Below are 19,663 nucleotides of genomic sequence, written 5' to 3' on the forward strand. Positions count from 1 at the left end.
GGAGGGCGTCCTCGGGGGGCGGTGCCACGTCGCCGGCGTCGGCCACGGATTCGGACAGAGTGCTCATCGGACCTGCGCTGCGTACGGTGGCCCCGGCACGCGTCGGCTGGACGCGCGCCGTTCGGCGCAAAAAGGGGAAGCGGAGTGTAGGCCGATCCTGGCCTGCGCGGTATGAAGGCGGTGTGGCGACCGCGGCGGGTCGCTAGGCGCTCAGCGTTCGGAGACGTCGGTGGCCGCTTCGGCCGCGCGCGGCGGTGCCTGCGGCGACGCGGCGAACGGCGCATCGACCGGCGCCGTGGCCACCGTGGGCGCAACGGGCGGCCGCGGCACGCCTGCGGCCGCGGGCGTCTCGACCGCCTCGGCCGCATCCTGCGCGGTGTCCGCCGCGCGTTCGGCCTGGTCCGAGGCTTCCTTGACCTTGGTCGCGGTCAGCAGGCTGGAGACCGCGCTAAGCATCTGCAGCCAGCGCGCACCGCCGAGCTTGCCGATCGCCGCCGCCGGCTCGGCGCGTCCGGCCAGAAAGCCGGCGCCCAGGCCCACCGCGACGATGCGCAGCGGCGTCCAGCCTTCGCGCCAGACGCGCTGCAGCGTGGTCCACTGCGTCTGCATCTGCTGCTGGCGGCCTTCCAGCACCGTCTCGGCGCGGGCGATGCGGTGCTGCAGTTGATCGAATTTCATCGGCCCGCTCCGGCGGCCTTGGACGCATGGTCCTCGGCGGTGTCCTCGTCGTCGCCCCCGATCCCCAGCTTCGCCAGCTGGCGGCGGGTGGCGTCGAGCTTGCTCATTTCGAAATAGCGCAGCGCCTGCCAGGCGCCCAGGGCGGTGACCACCAGACTGAACGCGGCGGTCGCCGAGATCGACGCCAGCCACGACCAGCCCAGCCGCTGCAGCACCGCGATCAGCGCGCCCATCAGCAGCATCCATGCCGACGCGCCGAACGACACCGCGATGGTCAGCCACACCAGCGCACGGGCCATCGCCGCGCGCGCCAGCGCCAGGTCCGCCACCACCAGCTTGCGCAGCGCGCGGCCGGCTTCCAGGGTGGCGGTCAGGCCGTCGCGGCCGGCCGTGCTGAATTCGCGGAACGATTCCTCCAGCGACGGCCGTTCCGCCGCCGCCGGATCCGGCGCGGCAGCGGCGCCGTCGCGGGCCTGCTCGTCGCTCACGTGGCTTACTTGTCGCTGCTGCGCGCCAGCTTGGCGATGATCCAGCCGGTGGCGAAGGCGACGCCGAACGAGGCCAGCGGGCGCTCGCGGATCAGCTCGGCGGCGCTGTCGATCAGGTCGCGGCCCTTGTCCAGCAGCACATCGACCTGCTCCTTCGCCGCGGCACCGCCGAACTCGGCAGCGGCCAGCCCGGACAGCGCGCTGTCGGACAGCTCGGCCTTGACGTTGGCCTTGCCCAGCTTCAACTCGTCGCCCGCGGCACCGGCGGCGCCCTTGATCGCTTCGCCGGCGTAGCTGGCGGCCGACTTCAGGTGCGAACCGGCTTCGCTGAGGTTGTCCTTGAGGTTTTCGGTATTGGTGGGGTTGGCATTCATCGCGTGTCTCCTGACGGTGGTAGGGGCATACCTGCGCGCGGCAGGCGGTTCGCGGATCGCGATCCAGAGGAATAGCATCGACGCGGTGTAGAGCTTGTTAGGCCCGGCCGCACGGGTACATCCAGTCCGGCATTATGTCCAAGGACAGCGCCGCGCGCGCCGCAGGCTTTCTGTAGGAGCGGCTTCAGCCGCGACAAGCGAAGCCGCAATCCTGTCCCGTCTCGGATCCTGTCGGGGCTGAAGCCCCTCCTACAGTGCACCCAGCCAGACGGCCGAAGGCGTTGTGTAGGAGCGGCTTCAGCCGCGACGAGCGAAGCCGCAATCTCGGCCGCGGTCGAAATCTGTCGGGGCTGAAGCCCCTCCTACAGTGCACCTGGCCAGATTGCCGCAGACTTTCTGTAGGAGCGGCTTCAGCCGCGACGAGCGAAGCCAGGAAACCTGGCCGACCCCGGAACCGTTCGCCGCCGCCGCGCCCCACCTCACTGCATCAACAAATCCGCCTGCGCCCCGCCCCGCACCACGCGCAGCACCAACTGCGCCGGCTTGCGCGCGAAGTTGGCGCGGAAGCTGGCCAGGTCGGCGAACTCGCCGGTGGAGGCGGCCATCACGATGTCGCCGCTGGCCAGGCCATTGCGCGCCGCGCGGCTGCCGCGCGCCACGGTGCCGACCAGCACCCCGTTGATTCCGGACTGGCGCAGCGACTCGGGCAGGTCGGTGAAGCTGGCACCGCCCAGCCGCGGGTCCAGCGATTCGCCGCTCACCGCGCGCGGCTGCTCCTTCAAGGTGGCCTTGATCTGCAGCGGCTTGCCGTCGCGGCGCACGTCCAGCGTCACCGTGCTGCCCACAGGCTGCAGGCCTTCGTAGTTGTGCAGCGCCTCGGCGCTGTCCAGCCGCTCGCCGTTGGCGCCGACCACCACGTCGCCGGGCTGCAGGCCCGCGCCGGCCGCCGCCGAACCGGTCAGCACCCGCGTCACCAGCGCGCCGCGCGGCGCGTCCAGGCCCAGGCCCTGCGCCATCTGCGCGGTCAGGTTCTGGGTCTCGATGCCGAAGGTGCCGCGGATCATCACCCCGTTGTTCTTCAGCAACTGCTCGACCACCGCCCGCGCCAGGTTCGACGGGATCGCCAGGCCCAGGCCGATGTTGCCGGCCATGCTGCCCTGCGGATTGAAGCTGGCGGTGTTGATGCCGACCAGTTCGCCGTGCAGGTCCACCAGCGCGCCGCCGGAGTTGCCCGGGTTGATCGAGGCGTCGGTCTGGATGAAGTTCTGGTAGCCCAGGCCGCGGATGCCGTTGCGGCCCATCGCCGAGACGATGCCCGAGGTCACCGTCTGGGTGAAGCCGAACGGGTTGCCGATCGCCACCACGAAATCGCCCACGCGCAGCTTGCTGCTGTCGCCCAGGCGGATCTCGGTGAGCTTGTCGGCCTTGATCCGGATCAGCGCCACGTCGGTGTCCGCGTCCGAACCCATGAACTCGGCCTTGAAGCTGCGCCCGTCGGCCAGGGTCACCTGCACGTCGTCGGCGTTCTCCACCACGTGGTGGTTGGTCAGCACGTAGCCGTTCTTGGCGTCGATGATCACGCCCGAGCCCAGCGACTCGTTGATCCGCTCCTGCGGGATGTCCGGGAACAGGCGGCGGAAGAACGGGTCGTTGAAGTACGGATTGCGCACCCGCACCACCTGCTTGGTGTTGATGCTGACCACCGCCGGCATGGTCTGCTGCAGCATCGGCGCCAGCGACGGCAGCGGCTGGCCGGCCACCGAGGCCGGCAAGGCGGCGCTGCCGGCCACCGTCTGCGCCACCGGCGCGGCGGGGGCGGGCGCGGCCTCGGCGCGGTTGTCCAGGTGCGCGTTGATCGCGGTGGCGGCGAAACCGCCGAAGGCGGCGGCGGCGGTCAGGGTCAGCAGCGTGGGCAGCGGTCGCATGGGTCGGGTTCCGGATGACGCGGCGGGAGACGCAAGGCAGATGGGCGCCGGGGCGCATAAATCAAGATGAACGAGCGGCGTTTAACCGCCAGTGAAAGCCCGGCGCAAGCGAAACCTGCAGCGGCGTACGGAGGCGCCGAACCGCCCGGTTTCGGCGTTGACAGCAGGCCCGCCCAGGGTTAGCTTGGGCACTTCGTTTTGCCACTACATGTAGCGGTAAGACGTCAAAGCAACCCAACTACTGGGGTTTTCGCTGGGGTCGATACCCCAGGGGGCGCACGCAGTGACGCATGGCGTGAACGTGAGACGGGCGGTCGAACGCCCTACGCATTCCCATTCGGCCGAAGGGCGGCGCCGCGCGCGCTGCCGCGGCTGTCGTCGTCGCGCAGCGCAAACCGCATACAAATAAGAGACACGGCGGACGGCCACCCCCATCCGCCCCATCGGGACAGGTTCGAGGAGAACAGAAAAGAATGAGCACGGTGCGCCTGGAAGTCGTCCAGACCGAGTCCAAGCAGAACCCCATCCCGATGCAGCCTGCGTCGCAGGATATCTGGGACAAGAAGTACCGCCTGAAGACCAAGCAGGGCGAGCCGCTGGATGCCGACATCGACGGCACCTACCAGCGCGTGGCGCGCGCGCTGGCCGATGCCGAGGCCACCGAGGAAAAGCGCGCCTACTGGTTCGAGCGCTTCGCCTGGGCGCTGCGCCGCGGCGCGATCCCGGCCGGGCGCATCACCTCCAACGCCGGCGCGCTGGAACATAAGCCGGCCACCAGCACCATCAACTGCACCGTGTCGGGCACCGTCACCGACTCGATGGACGGCATCCTGGAGAAGGTCCACGAAGCCGGGCTGACCCTCAAGGCCGGCTGCGGCATCGGCTACGAGTTCAGCACGCTGCGCCCGCGCGGCGCGTTCGTGGCCGGCGCCGGCGCCTACACCTCCGGGCCGATGTCGTTCATGGATATCTTCGACAAGATGTGCTTCACCGTGTCCTCGGCCGGCGGCCGCCGCGGCGCGCAGATGGGCACCTTCGACGTGTCGCACCCGGACGTGAAGGACTTCATCCGCGCCAAGCGCGAGGACGGGCGCCTGCGCCAGTTCAACCTGTCGCTGCTGATCACCGACGGCTTCATGCAGGCGGTGGAGACCGACGCCGACTGGCCGCTGGTGTTCCCGGTGAACCGCAAGGAAGAGGCCGACATCGACCTGGCCGACGCCAGCGCCGTGGTCTGGCGCGACTGGCCCACCCACAGCAACTACATCGTGCGCGACGACGGCCTGGTCGCGTGCAAGGTGTACGGGCAGATCCGCGCCCGCCACCTGTGGGACATGATCATGGTCTCCACCTACGACTACGCCGAGCCGGGCTTCATCCTGATCGACCGCGTCAACGAAATGAACAACAACTGGTGGTGCGAGAACATCCGCGCCACCAACCCGTGCGGCGAGCAGCCGCTGCCGCCCTACGGCGCCTGCCTGCTCGGCTCGATCAACCTCACCAACTTCGTGCGCGACCCGTTCACCGCGCAGGCGCGCTTCGACTGGGAGGAATACAAGGAAGTGGTGCGCGTGTTCACCCGCATGCTCGACAACGTGGTCGAGGTCAACGGCCTGCCGCTGCAGCAGCAGCGCGACGAGATCCTGCGCAAGCGCCGCCACGGCATGGGCTTCCTCGGCCTGGGCTCGACCATGACCATGCTGCAGATGAAGTACGGCAGCGCCGCCTCCTGCGAATTCACCGAAGCCATCGCCCGCGAGATGGCCGTGGCCGGCTGGGAAACCGCGCTGACCCTGGCCAAGGAAAAGGGCCCGGCCCCGATCATGCAGGAGACCTTCGCCGTCACCGCCGCGATGCTGCGCCAGCGCCCGGAAATGGCGAAGGACGGCTGGCGCGTGGGCCAGCAGATCGAGGGCAAGCTGCTGCACGCCAAGTACAGCCGCTACATGCAGCGCATCGCCGAAGTGGCGCCGGAACTGGTGGACGAACTGGCCGAAGTGGGCGCGCGCTTCACCCACCACAGCTCCATCGCCCCCACCGGCACCATCTCGCTGAGCCTGGCCAACAACGCCTCCAACGGCATCGAGCCCAGCTTCGCCCACCACTACAGCCGCAACGTGATCCGCGAAGGCAAGAAGTCCAAGGAGAAGGTGGACGTGTTCTCCTTCGAACTGCTGGCCTACCGCCACCTGGTCAACGCCAAGGCGATGCCGTTCGCCGAGGCCGCCGACGCGCAGCTGCCGGACTACTTCATCTCCGCCGACGACATCCACCCCAAGGAACACGTGGACGTGCAGGCCGCGGCGCAGAAGTGGGTGGACAGCTCCATCTCCAAGACCGCCAACGTCCCCACCGACTACCCCTACGAGCAGTTCAAGGACATCTACCGCTACGCCCACCAGCAGGGGTTGAAGGGCTGCACCACGTTCCGTTTCAACCCGGCCGCCTTCCAGGGCGTGCTGGTCAAGGAAGCGGACCTGGAGAACACCACCTACCGCTTCGAACTGGAAGACGGCAGCGTGGTGGAAGTGAAGGGCAACGAGCAGATCGAATACGACGGCGAAATGCACACCGCCGCCAACCTGTTCGACGCCCTGAAAGAAGGGTATTACGGCAAGTTCTAAGCCGAGTGTTTGCTCCCTTCGCCGGCAACGAAGGGAGCGGCGGCGGCGGGGAAATCGGGACGGCGCCATGCCGGCTTTCCCGAACGCTTCCCTACCGCGCGTCGATTGCCGTCGCATCCGGTTCCACGCTTCACCTCAATCGGTATAGCATCGCCCGCGTTACATAAACACTGACACCCTGAGGAGGGTTTTTTATGAGCAACGGTAATGGTGTGACGGCGACGCTGACGCAAGTCGCCGAAAACGTAAAAGAGACCGCCAGCAACATGGGCGAAGCGATCGCCGCCACCGCCAGCGACGCCGTCGCCAGCGTCAAGCAGACCGCCGAGAACGTGCAGAAGCGCGTGCAGGACCAGGTCGCCAAGACCCGCAAGGCGGTCAAGAAGGCCGAGAAGGCCGTCGCCAAGCGGGCGGAGAAGGCCGGCAAGTCGGTGAAGAAGACCGTCGCCAACGCGCGCAAGAAGCTGGAAGCGGCCAAGGCCAGCGCCCAGTCCGAAGCCGCCACGCTGAAGAAGGCCGGCAAGAAGACCGCCAAGAAGGCGGCGGCGAAGAAGGCGCCGGCCAAGAAAGCCGCTGCCAAGAAGACGGCCACCAAGAAGGCCGCAGTGAAGAAGGCCCCGGCCAAGAAGGCGGTCGCGAAGAAGGCCGCGCCGAAGAAGGCGGTCAAGAAGGTCGCCGCGAAGAAGGCTGTCGCCAAGAAGTCGGTGGCCGCCAAGAAGACCGCGGTCAAGAAGAGCGTCGGCGCCAAGAAGGCCGTCGCCAAGAAGGCCGTGAAGAAGGTCGCCAAGGCCGCCAAGAAGAGCACCGCCAAGGTCGCCAAGAAGACCGCCGCAGTGAAGAAGACCGCCGTGCGCAAGAGCGCCGGCAAGAAGGCCGCGGCCACCCGCGCCAAGAAGTAAGCCGTCCCAGCTGCACCCTCTCTCCCGTCCGCGGGAGAGAGGCAGCGCGCGGGACGCGCGCCCAACACGACACGCACATCAGGAACGCATCATGGCCGTCAAGATCGACAAGAAAATCAAGGGCTACGCCGTCGTCACCGCCGAAGACAAGGCGCGCGACGCCGCACCGCCCGTGCCCGCCGCGTCGATCGACCGCGCCACCGCCGAGGCCGAAGTGCCGGTGGACAACATCATCCACATGCACGAGCGCATCGAGCGCCCGGACGTGCTGATCGGCAGCACCTACAAGATCAAATCGCCGTTGGTGGAACACGCCATGTACGTGACCCTCAACGACATCGTGCTCAACGCCGGCACCGAGCACGAACTGCGCCGCCCGTTCGAGATCTTCGTCAACTCCAAGTCCATGGAACATTTCCAGTGGATCGTGGCGCTGACCCGCATCATGTCCGCCGTGTTCCGCAAGGGCGGCGACGTCACCTTCCTGGTCGACGAGATGAAGGCCGTGTTCGACCCCAAGGGCGGCTACTTCAAGGCCGGCGGCGTGTACATGCCCTCGCTGGTCGCCGAACTGGGCAGCATCGTCGAAGAGCACATGAAGTCCATCGGCCTGCTGCACGACCCGGAGATGAGCGACCACCAGCGCGCGCTGATCAACGAAAAGCGCAAGCAGTACGAAGACCGCTCAAAAAAAAACAGTGAAGTAGGCAAGGCTGTTCCTTCTCCTGCGGGAGAAGGTGCCCGCAGGGCGGATGAGGGTACGGGTTCGACCGACTCCACCGCCGACCACGAAGAAGACATCGCCGTCACCGGCGACGGCGCGAGTTTCCCGCCGTCGGCCACGATGTGCCACAAGTGCAACACCAAGGCCCTGGTCATCATGGACGGGTGTGCTACTTGTTTGAATTGTGGGTATTCGAAGTGCGGTTAAAGAGTTCGCATAAAGGATAGTGCGATGCACATGGAATCAACTATGGCGGTGCGAGCAAAGACTGGCCCACTTCTGCGATGGGCCGGTAGTAAGCAGAGGCTAGTGCCTAGACTTGCTGAATATTGGGGCCAAAATCATAAACGCTATATCGAGCCGTTCAGTGGCTCGGCAGCACTATTCTTTCATCTAAGACCCGGTGTTGCTCGGCTAAATGACATAAACACTCAGCTGATTGAGTGCTATGAAGTGCTTGCTAAAGATCCGGATGATTTGTATAGGCGAGTAATATCTATTTCATCAGATGAAGAGAACTATTATTTAGTCCGGTCTCAAGATCCCAGTTCGTTGAGCGCAGAGGAGCGGGCTGCTCGCTTTATTTATCTTAATCGGCATTGTTTCAATGGGATATATAGGACTAATCAAAAGGGGCAGTTCAATGTTCCGTATGGTGCTGCAAAAGCGGGCGCGGTTCCTTCTCGAGAAAAATTTAATGAGTGTGCGGCAGCCATTAGATGTGCTGAACTGACTTGTTTAGATTTCGATGAATTTATAAGCAAGACAGTTCAGTCGGGAGACTTTGTTTACTTGGATCCTCCTTATGCTGTTGCAAACAGAAGAATTTTTAGACAGTATGACAAGCATTCTTTTGGCTTGGAAGATATCGAGCGGCTTTCGGAATGTTTGGAGTACATAGATTCAGTGGGGGCAAGTTTTGTTGTTTCTTATGCGCTCAGTGCCGAAATTAAGAAAATAACAAAGCGATGGACTGCGAGGCGCGTTATAGCGCAGCGAAATGTTGCGGGTTTTGCTGAGCACCGTAGAAAAGCGGTAGAGGTTATCGTCACCAACATCAAGGAGTGATCAGTGGCCGAGTCAGTTCGCCTTATTTCGCCGCGGCTTATTGAGCCGAATCCTGAAAATCCAAGGCTGATTTTCAGGCAGGAGGAACTCGATGCTTTGGCTGAGAGTATTAAGCGTCAAGGTATTCTTGTCCCGCTAACTCTGTATGCGGATGGGAAAGGTTACAAGATATTGGACGGCGAGCGCCGCTGGCGATGCTCAATTAAGCTGGCGCTAGAAAATGTCCCGGCGATCTTGGTTGATAAACCAGATCGCATGACTAATTTGATGATGATGTTTGCGATTCATCATCGGAGGGATGAGTGGGACCCTCTCCCCACTGCTGAGAAACTGGCTGTCCTTGAAAAGCTCTACATGCAGCGCTATGGAAAGGCTGTAACTGAGCGGGAACTTGCTGAGCTTGCCTCATTAAAAGTGGGAGAGGTGAGACGCCTCAAGAAGCTTCTAGCACTTCCTGAAAGTTATCGCGAAATGCTCATGGCTGAATTGCAGAAGCCTAGATCCGAGCAAAAGATAACAGTGGATCACGTATTGGAGGCCCAGGCAGGTGCAAGCGCGCTAAGGAAGCGTGGTGTTCTGCATAATGAAAAAGAAGAAGATTCTTTGCGGGAATCTATTATCGAGAAATTCCGCACGGGAGTTATAGATAACACAGTGGCGCCACGAAAGTTGGCGAAAGTTGCGCGAGCTGTTGAGCGTGGGGATATACCATTGGATGTTGCTCGATCAGCCGCATTGAAAGTAAAAAATGTTAAATCTTATTCTATTGATGCCGCTTTTGAAGACAGTGCGGCATCTCAAGATGAGCAGCACGCGGCAGAAATGCTTGCAAATAGGCTCATTGAGAAAATTGAATCATTGCTTGCTCGATCAACAGTTATTAATAGTTCTTTGCGTTCTTCTTTAGCTCGCCTGCACAAGGCTATGGCTAAGGTGAAATGATATGGCAGTTGCCTTTCGAACTGTAGGGACAGAGTTGGAGGGGGCTGCGTTGGCTGCAGTTGATTATTTTAGGGCCGGAGGATATAGAGTTGCAACAGAACCTTCTGAATTCGAGTACCCACGCACGCCAACGATAAGGTGTACTAGGTCGAATGAAACATTGTTTATTGAAGCTGTCGTAAACGTAGATCTTGAGGCTGTAGATGCTTGGGTTGCTTTCGCTAAATCAAGATCAAAGAACACTGCATTTGCGCTTCTTGTGGTGAGTCCCCCTGGTGTGGGCCACGAAACGACTGTTCAACTTAGGCAGAGGAACGTGGGCATTTTTTCGTACGGACAAGGTAGTCTGACAGAAATAATAGCTCCTCGCGATTTAACCCTTTCCGTAAGTCTTCCTTCATTAGAAGGTATTGACCCGGCTATTTTAAAAAAAATTAGCCCATGTTTCCAGAAAATTGATCGAGGTGAATGGCTCGATGGATTTCGTGATGCTTGCCAAGTCCTTGAAGCGCTTGCGGTGAGGCATCTTTTGGATGGAGTAAAGAGGGGGAGGATCTCATTTAGAAAAAGTAATGGCGCCGTCCAAACTTATACAAATAAGCAAATAAAGAAAATGCCGCAGGGTTCTTTGGTTAAGGCATTTGGTGAAATTGTTTCCCCGAATCATTTGGATCAGGTATATCAAAAGGCTTTGGCAAGCACTAATAAAGATCGAGTGAGTGCGGTTCATAAGACCCCAAGGGCAAAAAATAGCTCTCGCCTCAGGGCCACTATTGGGCAGCATCTTTGGACAATAATTTCTGCAGTAAAACAAATTGCGTGATCTTCAAAGATAAGAAATCTGGGGGCGTAGGAAATGTGGGGTCAGAGTAGACTTTCGATAGGCGCATAGCCTGTATTTCTGTCTACAAAGTTTGTTGACCACGACTTTGGCAAAGGGCATTATCAAATCGCTGCGTCAAATCACGTAGCCGGGATTGGCGTCCCGTGTTCGAAGGCGCAACCAGCGCCCATCCTCCGATGTCCGGCGCTTTTTTGTTGGCCGCATCGACGGCGCGAATGCTTGCCGATTTACGGCGGGCGGTGCGCGGGAGCCTTCGGGCTCGCCGGAGCCTTTGACCGGTACGCCAATCGTGCACCGTCCGCCACCCCGATTGGCGTCGGGGAGCGGACTTCCTTCTCAAAGGAGTTCCGTATGTCCCGCAAAGCAACCGCACTCAAGAGTAACCCGTCTCCTCGTCGCCATATCCGCGATGCCACGCCGTCGCCAGCCGCGCCTTTCGTCCCTTCCCCGATGCCGCGCGTCCCGCTCGGCGATCTGACGTACACCACGCTGTTCAATCCGGTCCTGACGGAAGACGAACTGCCGCCCAAGCGCGCGCCGCGTTCGCACCATCCCACGCAGTGCACCATTGGCTACACCTGCCACGACGTGCGGGTGGACGGCCACCGGCAGAGCCAGCGCATTCCGACCTTGCGCCTGAGCGGCCAGTGGCTGGAAGTGTTGGGATTCGCGCCGGGTAGCAAGCCGCACATCGCCATCGTCGATGGCGCGCTGATGATCACGCCCGCTACCGAGCCCAACGCGTCCTGAGCGAGCCGTCGCGCCGGCTGGCTTTCTGTCAGTCGGCGCACCGGCCAGTGTGGCTGTGGGCTGCAGAATCATGTGGTAGAACGTTGATTTTTGGGGGCGCCGATAAATGATGATGAGTGTCTTGTTGGTAATCGGCGCGCTTGCCGGTGCTCAGGCTCCATTCCACGTGTCAAACACGGAAGAATATTCCAATGTCTGCAGCGTCGAAGATGGAGATGTGGTTGGTACCACGATCCGCATCGTGCCGGCTATAAACGGACCTCATTTGTCGATTCAGCGGTACGAAGGTGGGCCTTTGGCGCCAAACGTGTTCTACCCGGCAGTTGAACGCGACAGGCTTGTCGTGAAATCCGCTCGGAATGAGGTGCTCTACACCATACGCCGGGATGGAAGCGACGTTTTGATCAAGTACCTCAACGGCGAGGCGGGGCGTGACGGGAATTCGACAGAAGAGAGACTTTCTCCAACTATCCAGAATGGCAACGCATTTCCCTCATGCCGCTGACTTTGGGTCTGTACGCAGCTGCCCAGTGAGTGCCGGGGAGAGTAGACTTTCCATCGGTGTAAATTCTGCATTTCTTTCTAAAACGATCGTTGACGCAGGGCTTGTCAAAGAGCACGATTGAATCGTTGCGTTAAATCACGCAGCCGGGCTTGGCAGCCCGATCACTCAGGCGCACCCGCGCCCATCTTCGATGCCCGGCGCTTTTTTTGTTGCCCGGCATTCTCGTGGGAGATAGCTCGCATGTTTCATGGCGGGCGGTACGTGGAGGCCGCAAGGCCTGCCGGTCCCTGAGTCCGGTCTGCCAACCCGTACCGTACGCCACCCTGCTTGGCAGCAGTGGGCGGACTTCTTTCAACTCAGGAGAAGTCGTCTATGTCCCGCAAGGCAACCGCACCCACGAGCAACCCGTCCCTCCGTCGCCGCACCCGCGATGCCGCGCCGTCGCCCGCCGCGCCTCTCGTCCCTGCCCCGATGCCACACATCCCGCTCGGCGACCTGACATACACCACGCTGTTCAATCCGGTCCTGACGGAAGACGAACTGCCGCCCAAGCGCGCGCCGCGTCCGCACCAACCCGCGCAGTGCACCATTGGCTACACCTGCCACGACGTGCTGGTGGAAGGCCACCGGCAGAGCCAGCGCATTCCCACCTTGCGCCTGAGCGGTCAGTGGCTGGAAGTGTTGGGATTCGCGCCTGGCAGCAAGCCGCACATCGCCATCGTCGATGGTGCACTGGTCATCACGGCTGCGCCGCAAGCGTAGGAGCCGCGTAATCGCGCCGAGCGAGTTGTCCCGCCGATCGGCGCTTGCGCGGTCCACAGCCTGCGCGGGCGAGCCGCATCCCGACGCCGATCCACTACATTACGAGTGGATCCAGGCGTTGGGGCAACGACAGGACGCCAGTCGATATCTTTCCAGGGCGGCGCAAGCGCCTGCCGGCAAGGGTGTGTCGCGCGGCACTATCCACCAGGGCTGAGGCGCGGCCCTAAGTAAGCGTCCCTTCCTGGCTGGGCCGGCCTGCAAGCAAAAGAGTTGCGGTCGTCTCAGAATTTGCAACAAAGGAGCGATACGCTCTTTTGGGCACCGGGCGATGCCTGTGCACCGCGGTTGCCCTCTACAACTCTATCCAAGCTCAAGGATGACGCTATGTCGAACCGCCACGTTCGCCTCTCTCGCCGTATTGGCATGATCTGCCTGTTGTTTCTTGCCGGATCGGCACTGAACCTGGCAGCAGCAAAGACCTACTACGGCCCCCCGTATTCGGCGGGCTCGAAATCGTTCCAGTCCGTGTCTCAGGCGGTCCAATACCTCATTGATGGCGTCTACGACCTGTGCGCGAGTACGCAGGGTTGTCAAAAAACTCCGGTCATCACGACCTCCTACACCAACGATGAAGCTGCACCTGCATCCGTCTACTGGAACGGAAATCTTTGGGGCACCGTCTACGCCAGCGACGGTTACGTGGGCTATCCGACAAAGAACACGGGCAGCTGCAACACGATGTGCACAGGCGGCTTGGGCCAAGAGGGCGACAACACCGGCCCCCATGGCAGTAGCGGCGATGCGGCTCTGAAGCAGGCGGGTGCGCATCGCGGCAGCGCGTTCGAGGGCGATCCGATCAACACCGCCACCGGCAACATGTTTCGCCAGGACACCGATTACGACTCGCCGACCTGGCTGACCTTGCGCCGCTTCTACAACAGCAAAACCTCCGTCACGTCGGTCACGCTGGGCAAGCAGTGGCGGCACTCTTTCGAGCGCACGCTGGATGTCATGCTGTCCAGCGCCGCCAATGGCGGCAATCAGGTCGAGGCCCGACGCCCCGATGGCGGTGTGGAGCGGTTCCGCCTGAGCAACGGGGTGTGGACGACGGATCCAGACATGCCTGACATCCTGACCGAACGCCGGGATGGTGCCGGCCTGTTGCAGGGGTTCGCGTTGGATGTGAGGGCCACGCAGCAGACGGAGATCTACGACAGCGCTGGCCTGTTGCGCTCGGTCTTCGACCGCATGGGCCAGACCGTGCTGACCCTGGACTACAGCGATCCGCCGACGGTGCCTGGCACCAAGACCCCGCCCAACCTGCTACAGCGGGTTACCGACGCGAGTGGCCGCTCGCTGAGCTTCGCATATGACAGCAATAGCCGCCTGAGCACGGTCACGTTACCGGATGGTGGCAAGCTCACCTACGGCTACGACACCACCGGCAACCTGACCTCCGTGCAGTATCCGGACGGCAAGACCCGCCAATACGTCTACAACGAGCAAACGCTCACCTCCAAGGCCAACCTGCCCACGGCCCTGACTGGCGTGATCGACGAGAAGGGCGTGCGTTTCGAAAGCACCGGCTACGCCACCAATGGCAAGGCAATCTCTTCCAGCTTTGCCGGCAACGTCGATACGACGAAGGTTGATTATGAAATCGCCATGTCAAACGGCGGAATTCCTGCGACGGTCACTTCCCCGCTGGGAACCAATGTTTTTCTGAGTTATGCAGACACCGGCTATGGGGCGTTGAAGCCATCCGGCGCCAATGTGGCATGCGGTAACCAGTGCAACCAGCCGTGGAAGTCGCTGACCTATGACGCCAACGGCTATCCAGCGTCGGTGACCGACTTCAGGGGCACGGTCACCAAGACGACCTATGCGGCTGGCGGCCTGCTGACTCAGCAGATTGATGCGTCCGGCACAACGCAGCAGCGCACCACGAACACCACGTGGAATACCAGCCTGCGCGTGCCGCTGACCCGCACCGTGCTCGATGCTGCCGGCAAGACCGCCGCCAAGTCGGCCTGGGCATACAACGCACGCGGCCAGCAAACGGCACGTTGTGAGGTCGATCCAGCCGTGTCCGCTGCGATGAGCTACAGCTGCGGCAGCGCCGCCAACGCGCCGGCTGGTGTGCGCCAATGGCGGACGAGCTATTGCGATACCGTCGACGGCACGCAGTGCCCGCAAATCGGACTGGTGCTGAGCCAGGACGGCCCGCGCACCGACGTCGCGGATACGACCACGTATCGCTACTACCTGACCGCCGATGAATCCGGCTGCGCCAATGTCGGCGGCGCCTGCCATCGCGCCGGGGACCTGTCTCAAGTGGTTGATGCGCTAGGTCGGGCCACGACCTATGTGGCCTACGACCGCAACGGCCGGCCGACGCGCACCCAGGATGCCAACGGCCTGATCCGCGATCTCACCTACACCCCGCGCGGTTGGGCGGCATCGAGCACGCTGCGCGCGAATGCCGACGGCACGTCGTCGGACCAGGACCAGGCCACGCTCGTCGCCTACGATGAGGTTGGCAACGTCAGCAAGGTCACCGATCCGGACGGCACGTTCGTCGTCTACGGCTACGACGCCGCGCATCGCCTGACCGACGTGACCGATGGTGCCGGCAACACGATCCACTACTCGCTGGACCCGTCCGGCAACCGGTTCAAGGAAGACACCAAGGACGCGTCCGGCACGCTCAAGCACACGCTGTCGCGGATCTACAACAAGCTCGGCCAGCTGGCCACCCAGGCCACCGCCGAGGCCGATCCCACCGACTTCAGCTACGACCTCAACGGCAACGTGCAGCTGGTCACCGACGCACTCAAGCGGAAGACGCAGACCGACTACGACCCGCTGGACCGGGTCAAGCAGACCCTGCAGGACGTCGGCGGCATCGCCGCGAAGACCCAATTCGACTACGACGCCCTGGACCGCACCACCAAGGTCACCGATCCCAAGGGCCTGACCACGAGCTACCAATACAACGGCCTGGGCGACCTGCTCAAGCTGACCAGCCCCGACACCGGCGTGACCAGCTACACCTACAACAGCACCGGCAACCTGGCCACCCAGACCGATGCGCGCAGCACCAAGACCAGTTACGTCTACGACGCGCTCGGCCGCCTGGCCAAGGCGACCTACGCCGACAAGGCGCTGATCGCCACCTACACCTACGACGCGAGCCAGACCGTCTGTGCGGCGGGCGAGACCTTCGCGCTGGGACGCCTGAGCAAGCTGCAGGACGGCAGCGGCCTGACCCAGTATTGCTACGACCGCTTCGGCCGCGTGGTGCGCAAGGTGCAGACGACCAACAGCAAGGCGTTCACCGTGCGCTACGCCTACACCAAGGGTGGCCGCCTGAGCCGGGTGACCTACCCGGACGGCGCGGTGGTGGACTACGTGCGCAATGCGCTGGGCCAGGCGACGGAAGTGGGCGTCACCGCAGCCGGCGGCACCCGGCAGAAGCTACTCGGCGGCGCCACCTACTACCCGTTCGGCCCCAGCGCCGGCTGGTCCTACGGCAACGGGCGGCCGATGCAGCGTGTGCTGGACCAGGACTACCGCCCGCAAGCGATCCAGGACAGCCGCAGCGACGGCCTCAACATCGGCTTCGCCTTCGACCCGGTCGGCAACCTCACCGCGCTGACCGCGCCGGGCAACACCGCTCCGGTCGTGAGCCTGGGCTACGACAACCTGGACCGCTTGACCGCGTTCAAGGACGGCCCGACCGGCACCGTGATCGACGGCTACAGCTACGACGCCACCGGCAACCGGCTCAGCGCCCAGGTCAATGGCAGCACCCAGACCTACAGCTACCCGACCGACAGCCACCGCCTGGCGAGCGTAGCTGGCGCTGCACGCAGCTACGACGCCGCCGGCAACACCACGGCCATCGACGGGACGGCGCGCGAGTTCGCCTACGATGCGACCGGGCGCATGAGCCAGGCCAAGCGCAGCGGCACGCTGGCAATGGAGTATCGCTACAACGACCGCGGTGAGCAGGTACGCCGCTTCCTCGGCACGACCAACACCTACACGCTCTACGACGAAGCCGGGCACTGGCTGGGCGACTACGACACGGACGGCAAGGCGCTCCAACAAGCCATCTGGCTCGACGACCTACCGGTGGGTGTGCTGGCCGGCACCTCGTTGAACTACATCCAGCCAGACCACCTCGGCGCACCGCGGACAGTCATCGACCCGGTGCGCGACGTGGCAATCTGGAAGTGGGACATCAAGGGCGAGGCCTTCGGCAATACGCCGCCGGACCAGGACGCGGATCGCGATGGCACGGCGTTCGTGTTCGGCATGCGCTTCCCGGGGCAGCGTTACGACAGTGCGACGGGGCTTAACCAGAACTATTTCAGAGACTACGATGCGAGCACGGGGCGGTATGGTCAGAGTGATCCATTGGGTTTGGGCGGTGGCATTAATACATATTCTTACGTTGAGCTGAGTCCGGCACTTTATAGTGATTATCTTGGTTTGGCTGTTTACTTGTGTTCTCGTCCGATAAGTGTTGATTGGGTACCAAAATCTGTTCGACCCTACTTGAAGCATATGTGGGTTAAAACATCTACGCAGGAAGCTGGGATGGGTGGGGAGTGTCCTGTTCCTGGTCAGGGCTGCGCTGATATCCCCTACACATCGACAGCTACAAAATCGCATGCAGGCCAATCTAGCCAGGTTGGGGCCGTGTGCACTCTGCAAAAAAATGTGGATGAGGAGTGTGTTAATAAGAAAATAAGTCCTGGGCAGCCAACTGGAACCTGGAGCATGATTAACCAATGCCAAAGTTTCTCAAATGCTGTCATAGGACAGTGTCGCTACGGTCCTCAGGAAGGGCCTGTTCTTCCCAATACATTAGATGAGCATGGTTCACTGGGTTCCAGTTACTCGCCTGGCCCATAAAGGAGATGAAAGTGAAATACAAAAAGAGTTTATTTATTTCTTTATTAATAATGGCCTTTGGGCTGTTGGTATTTACGTGCGCCATATATTATGCGTGGATCGCGGTGACACCGGGGTGTGTTAGTCAGTGCAAAGAGCATTTTGGTTTTATGTCTAGGGCTTTCGGGTACTCTTCCTATTTATTTTTTTTTGGCGGGCTATTTTATTTAATTTATATATGTGTGAGATACACGAAAGAGCGGAGATCTTCTAGGAAATACCATCATTAATGAAGTCGTAGACTTAAGCACGCTGGCGATCCAGGACAGCCGCAGCGATGGCCTCACCATCGGCTTCGGCTTCGGCAACCTCACCGCGTTGACTGCGCCGGGTAACACCGCTCCGGTCGTGAGCTTGGGCTATGACAACCTGGACCGACTGACCGCGTTCAAGGACGGCCCGACCGGCACGGTGATCGACGGCTACAGCTACGACGCCACCGGCAACCGGCTCAGCGCCCAGGTCAACGGCGGCACCCAGACCTACAACTACCCGACCGACAGCCACCGCCTGGCGAGCATGGCCGGCGCAACCCGCAGCTACGACGCGGCAGGCAACACCACCGCGATCGACGGCACGGCGCGCGAGTTCGCCTACGACGCGACCGGGCGCATGAGCCAAGCCAAGCGCAGCGGCACGCTAGCGATGGAGTATCGCTACAACGACCGTGGCGAGCAGGTGCGCCGTTTCCTGGGCACGACCAACACCTACACGCTCTACGACGAAGCCGGGCATTGGCTGGGTGACTACGACACCAACGGCAAGGCGCTCCAGCAGGCCATCTGGCTCGACGACCTACCGGTGGGCGTGCTGGCCGGCTCCGCGTTGAGCTACATCCAGCCGGACCACCTCGGCGCACCGCGGACGGTCATCGACCCGGTGCGCGACGTGGCGATCTGGACGTGGGACATCAAGGGCGAGGCGTTCGGCAACACGCCCCCGGACCAAGACGCGGATCGCGACGGCACGGCCTTTGTGTTCGGCATGCGTTTCCCGGGGCAGCGCTATGACAGTGCCACGGGGCTTAACCAGAACTATTTCCGAGACTATGATGCCAGCACTGGTCGATATGGACAGAGTGACCCCATCGGTTTGATGGGAGGAGCTAACACCTTTGCCTATGCAGGAGGTGTTCCTCTCTGGAAGATTGATTCATTAGGTTTGGTAGAGGGAAGCCTCGCCAATTTACAAAAGCGGGGGCGGATATCGAGTTGGGCGATGCAAAAGGTTGGGTCAACTGCATATGGCTTTTATGAAGCCAGGTCCATGCAATATCCTGCTGGATCTTGGAAGTGCTCCTCCTTTGTCTGCGATGCCGTGTCATCCGCTGGTGCATCAACCATGGTTTCTGTAAAAGGGAAAAGCAAGGTCTCCATTGACCGATGTGCAACCGCTGCGGAACTTGCAAAAGGCAATATTCCCAATTGGCGACGGCTAGGAAACTACGAAGAAAGAATGCCGGGGGATATCGTGGCTAATAGGAACATCGGAGCAAACTCGACTGGGCACACAGCGATTGTGGTTCCAGATGTGAATGGCGGCGTGACAACTTTAGGCGCTCATGCAGTCTATGTAGGTCCGGTGGGAAGTGACGAGTTTCCTGAGGGGATGACTATTCTTCGCTATACGGGTGAATAAAATGAAATTATTTTTCGCAGTAGTTTTAACCTTGTCCGTAATCCTGAGCTTCCCATCTGCCTTAGCTACTTCAACTTGCGAGGAAAAGGATCTGGTTGTTGTTGAATTGGATGTTGCGAAAGGGCATGAGGTTGTTAAGATAAACGACGTTCTGGTCAGGAATGGGGAGGTATTTGACAAATTTTTCAAGAGCTGCGCAAGGAAGACGGTGATATTAGCCAGTCCGAATGCGAGGATTTATCAAATTCTAAACGTGCAAACATTTCTTGGAAAAATTGGAATAAAGCCTAGTGCTGAGAACCTTTTTATTTTCTCTGCTGTGCCTGATTCAAGAGTGATGACCTATATGGGCACGTTCTCCACTATTAAGTATACAAAAAATCATAAGGAGCTCTTGAGGATTACAGAGAATCCGCCGAAAGAAAGCAATTGGCTCTAGCCTTCTAGCTTGCTGAATTGGAAAAAGCCATTGCCGCT

The 19,663-nt window shown here is 61.3% G+C and carries 15 protein-coding genes and 1 pseudogene; 12 read left to right on the forward strand and 4 right to left on the reverse strand.

The annotated features are described in order from the left end of the window. Positions 1–210: 210 nt before the first annotated feature. The 4 genes from JR064_RS21215 to JR064_RS21230 form a co-directional block, all read right to left on the reverse strand. Complete coding sequence (locus JR064_RS21215; protein WP_179569519.1) at positions 211–678, reverse strand: hypothetical protein; 468 nt, start codon at positions 676–678, stop codon at positions 211–213. Then, entirely contained in the window at positions 675–1,166 is a 492-nt protein-coding gene (locus tag JR064_RS21220; RefSeq protein WP_179569517.1) for a phage holin family protein, read from the reverse strand. Before JR064_RS21220 ends, JR064_RS21215 begins: the two co-directional genes overlap by 4 nt. A gap of 5 nt (positions 1,167–1,171) precedes the next feature. Continuing rightward, complete coding sequence (locus tag JR064_RS21225) at positions 1,172–1,540, reverse strand: hypothetical protein (RefSeq protein WP_046979703.1); 369 nt, start codon at positions 1,538–1,540, stop codon at positions 1,172–1,174. Between the two features lie 479 nt (positions 1,541–2,019). Continuing rightward, positions 2,020–3,465: a Do family serine endopeptidase gene (locus JR064_RS21230; RefSeq protein WP_179569515.1), complete on the reverse strand. Its 1,446-nt coding sequence runs from the start codon at positions 3,463–3,465 to the stop codon at positions 2,020–2,022. Positions 3,466–3,938: 473 nt separating this feature from the next. Between JR064_RS21230 and JR064_RS21235 the strand changes: the two genes are divergently transcribed. The 12 genes and pseudogenes from JR064_RS21235 to JR064_RS21290 all read left to right on the forward strand — a co-directional run bounded on the left by JR064_RS21235 (position 3,939) and on the right by JR064_RS21290 (position 19,625). After that, the gene (locus tag JR064_RS21235) at positions 3,939–6,092 is read left to right on the forward strand and encodes an adenosylcobalamin-dependent ribonucleoside-diphosphate reductase (RefSeq protein ID WP_191826158.1); all 2,154 of its coding nucleotides are present in this window, start codon (positions 3,939–3,941) and stop codon (positions 6,090–6,092) included. Between the two features lie 194 nt (positions 6,093–6,286). Further along, positions 6,287–6,991, forward strand: coding sequence for a hypothetical protein (locus JR064_RS21240; protein ID WP_206231042.1), 705 nt, complete (start codon positions 6,287–6,289; stop codon positions 6,989–6,991). A 91-nt stretch (positions 6,992–7,082) separates the two neighbouring features. Continuing rightward, a complete protein-coding gene (locus JR064_RS21245; protein WP_206231043.1) occupies positions 7,083–7,922 on the forward strand; it encodes a TSCPD domain-containing protein in 840 nt (279 codons plus the stop codon). A 24-nt stretch (positions 7,923–7,946) separates the two neighbouring features. Then, positions 7,947–8,783: a DNA adenine methylase gene (locus tag JR064_RS21250; RefSeq protein ID WP_206231044.1), complete on the forward strand. Its 837-nt coding sequence runs from the start codon at positions 7,947–7,949 to the stop codon at positions 8,781–8,783. A 3-nt stretch (positions 8,784–8,786) separates the two neighbouring features. Then, entirely contained in the window at positions 8,787–9,725 is a 939-nt protein-coding gene (locus tag JR064_RS21255; RefSeq protein WP_206231045.1) for a ParB/RepB/Spo0J family partition protein, read from the forward strand. 1 nt (position 9,726) lies between these two features. Continuing rightward, a complete protein-coding gene (locus JR064_RS21260; RefSeq protein ID WP_206231046.1) occupies positions 9,727–10,548 on the forward strand; it encodes a hypothetical protein in 822 nt (273 codons plus the stop codon). Between the two features lie 471 nt (positions 10,549–11,019). Next, positions 11,020–11,319 carry a SymE family type I addiction module toxin gene (locus JR064_RS21265; RefSeq protein WP_241093216.1) on the forward strand — a complete coding sequence of 100 codons (300 nt, stop codon included), beginning with the start codon at positions 11,020–11,022 and terminating at the stop codon, positions 11,317–11,319. Between the two features lie 112 nt (positions 11,320–11,431). Next, complete coding sequence (locus tag JR064_RS21270; protein WP_241093217.1) at positions 11,432–11,824, forward strand: hypothetical protein; 393 nt, start codon at positions 11,432–11,434, stop codon at positions 11,822–11,824. A gap of 372 nt (positions 11,825–12,196) precedes the next feature. Further along, the gene (locus JR064_RS21275) at positions 12,197–12,586 is read left to right on the forward strand and encodes a SymE family type I addiction module toxin (protein WP_206231049.1); all 390 of its coding nucleotides are present in this window, start codon (positions 12,197–12,199) and stop codon (positions 12,584–12,586) included. 384 nt (positions 12,587–12,970) lie between these two features. Continuing rightward, the gene (locus tag JR064_RS21280; protein ID WP_241093219.1) at positions 12,971–17,509 is read left to right on the forward strand and encodes an RHS repeat-associated core domain-containing protein; all 4,539 of its coding nucleotides are present in this window, start codon (positions 12,971–12,973) and stop codon (positions 17,507–17,509) included. A 288-nt stretch (positions 17,510–17,797) separates the two neighbouring features. Further along, positions 17,798–18,715 (forward strand): annotated as a pseudogene (locus JR064_RS23265) (RHS repeat-associated core domain-containing protein); the annotation flags it as partial. A 472-nt stretch (positions 18,716–19,187) separates the two neighbouring features. Beyond that, positions 19,188–19,625 (forward strand): hypothetical protein, encoded by a 438-nt coding sequence (locus JR064_RS21290; RefSeq protein WP_206231050.1) that lies wholly within the window; start codon positions 19,188–19,190, stop codon positions 19,623–19,625. Positions 19,626–19,663: the final 38 nt, after the last annotated feature.

Origin of the sequence: Xanthomonas bonasiae (assembly GCF_017163705.1) — a bacterium.
GTDB lineage: Bacteria > Pseudomonadota > Gammaproteobacteria > Xanthomonadales > Xanthomonadaceae > Xanthomonas_A > Xanthomonas_A bonasiae.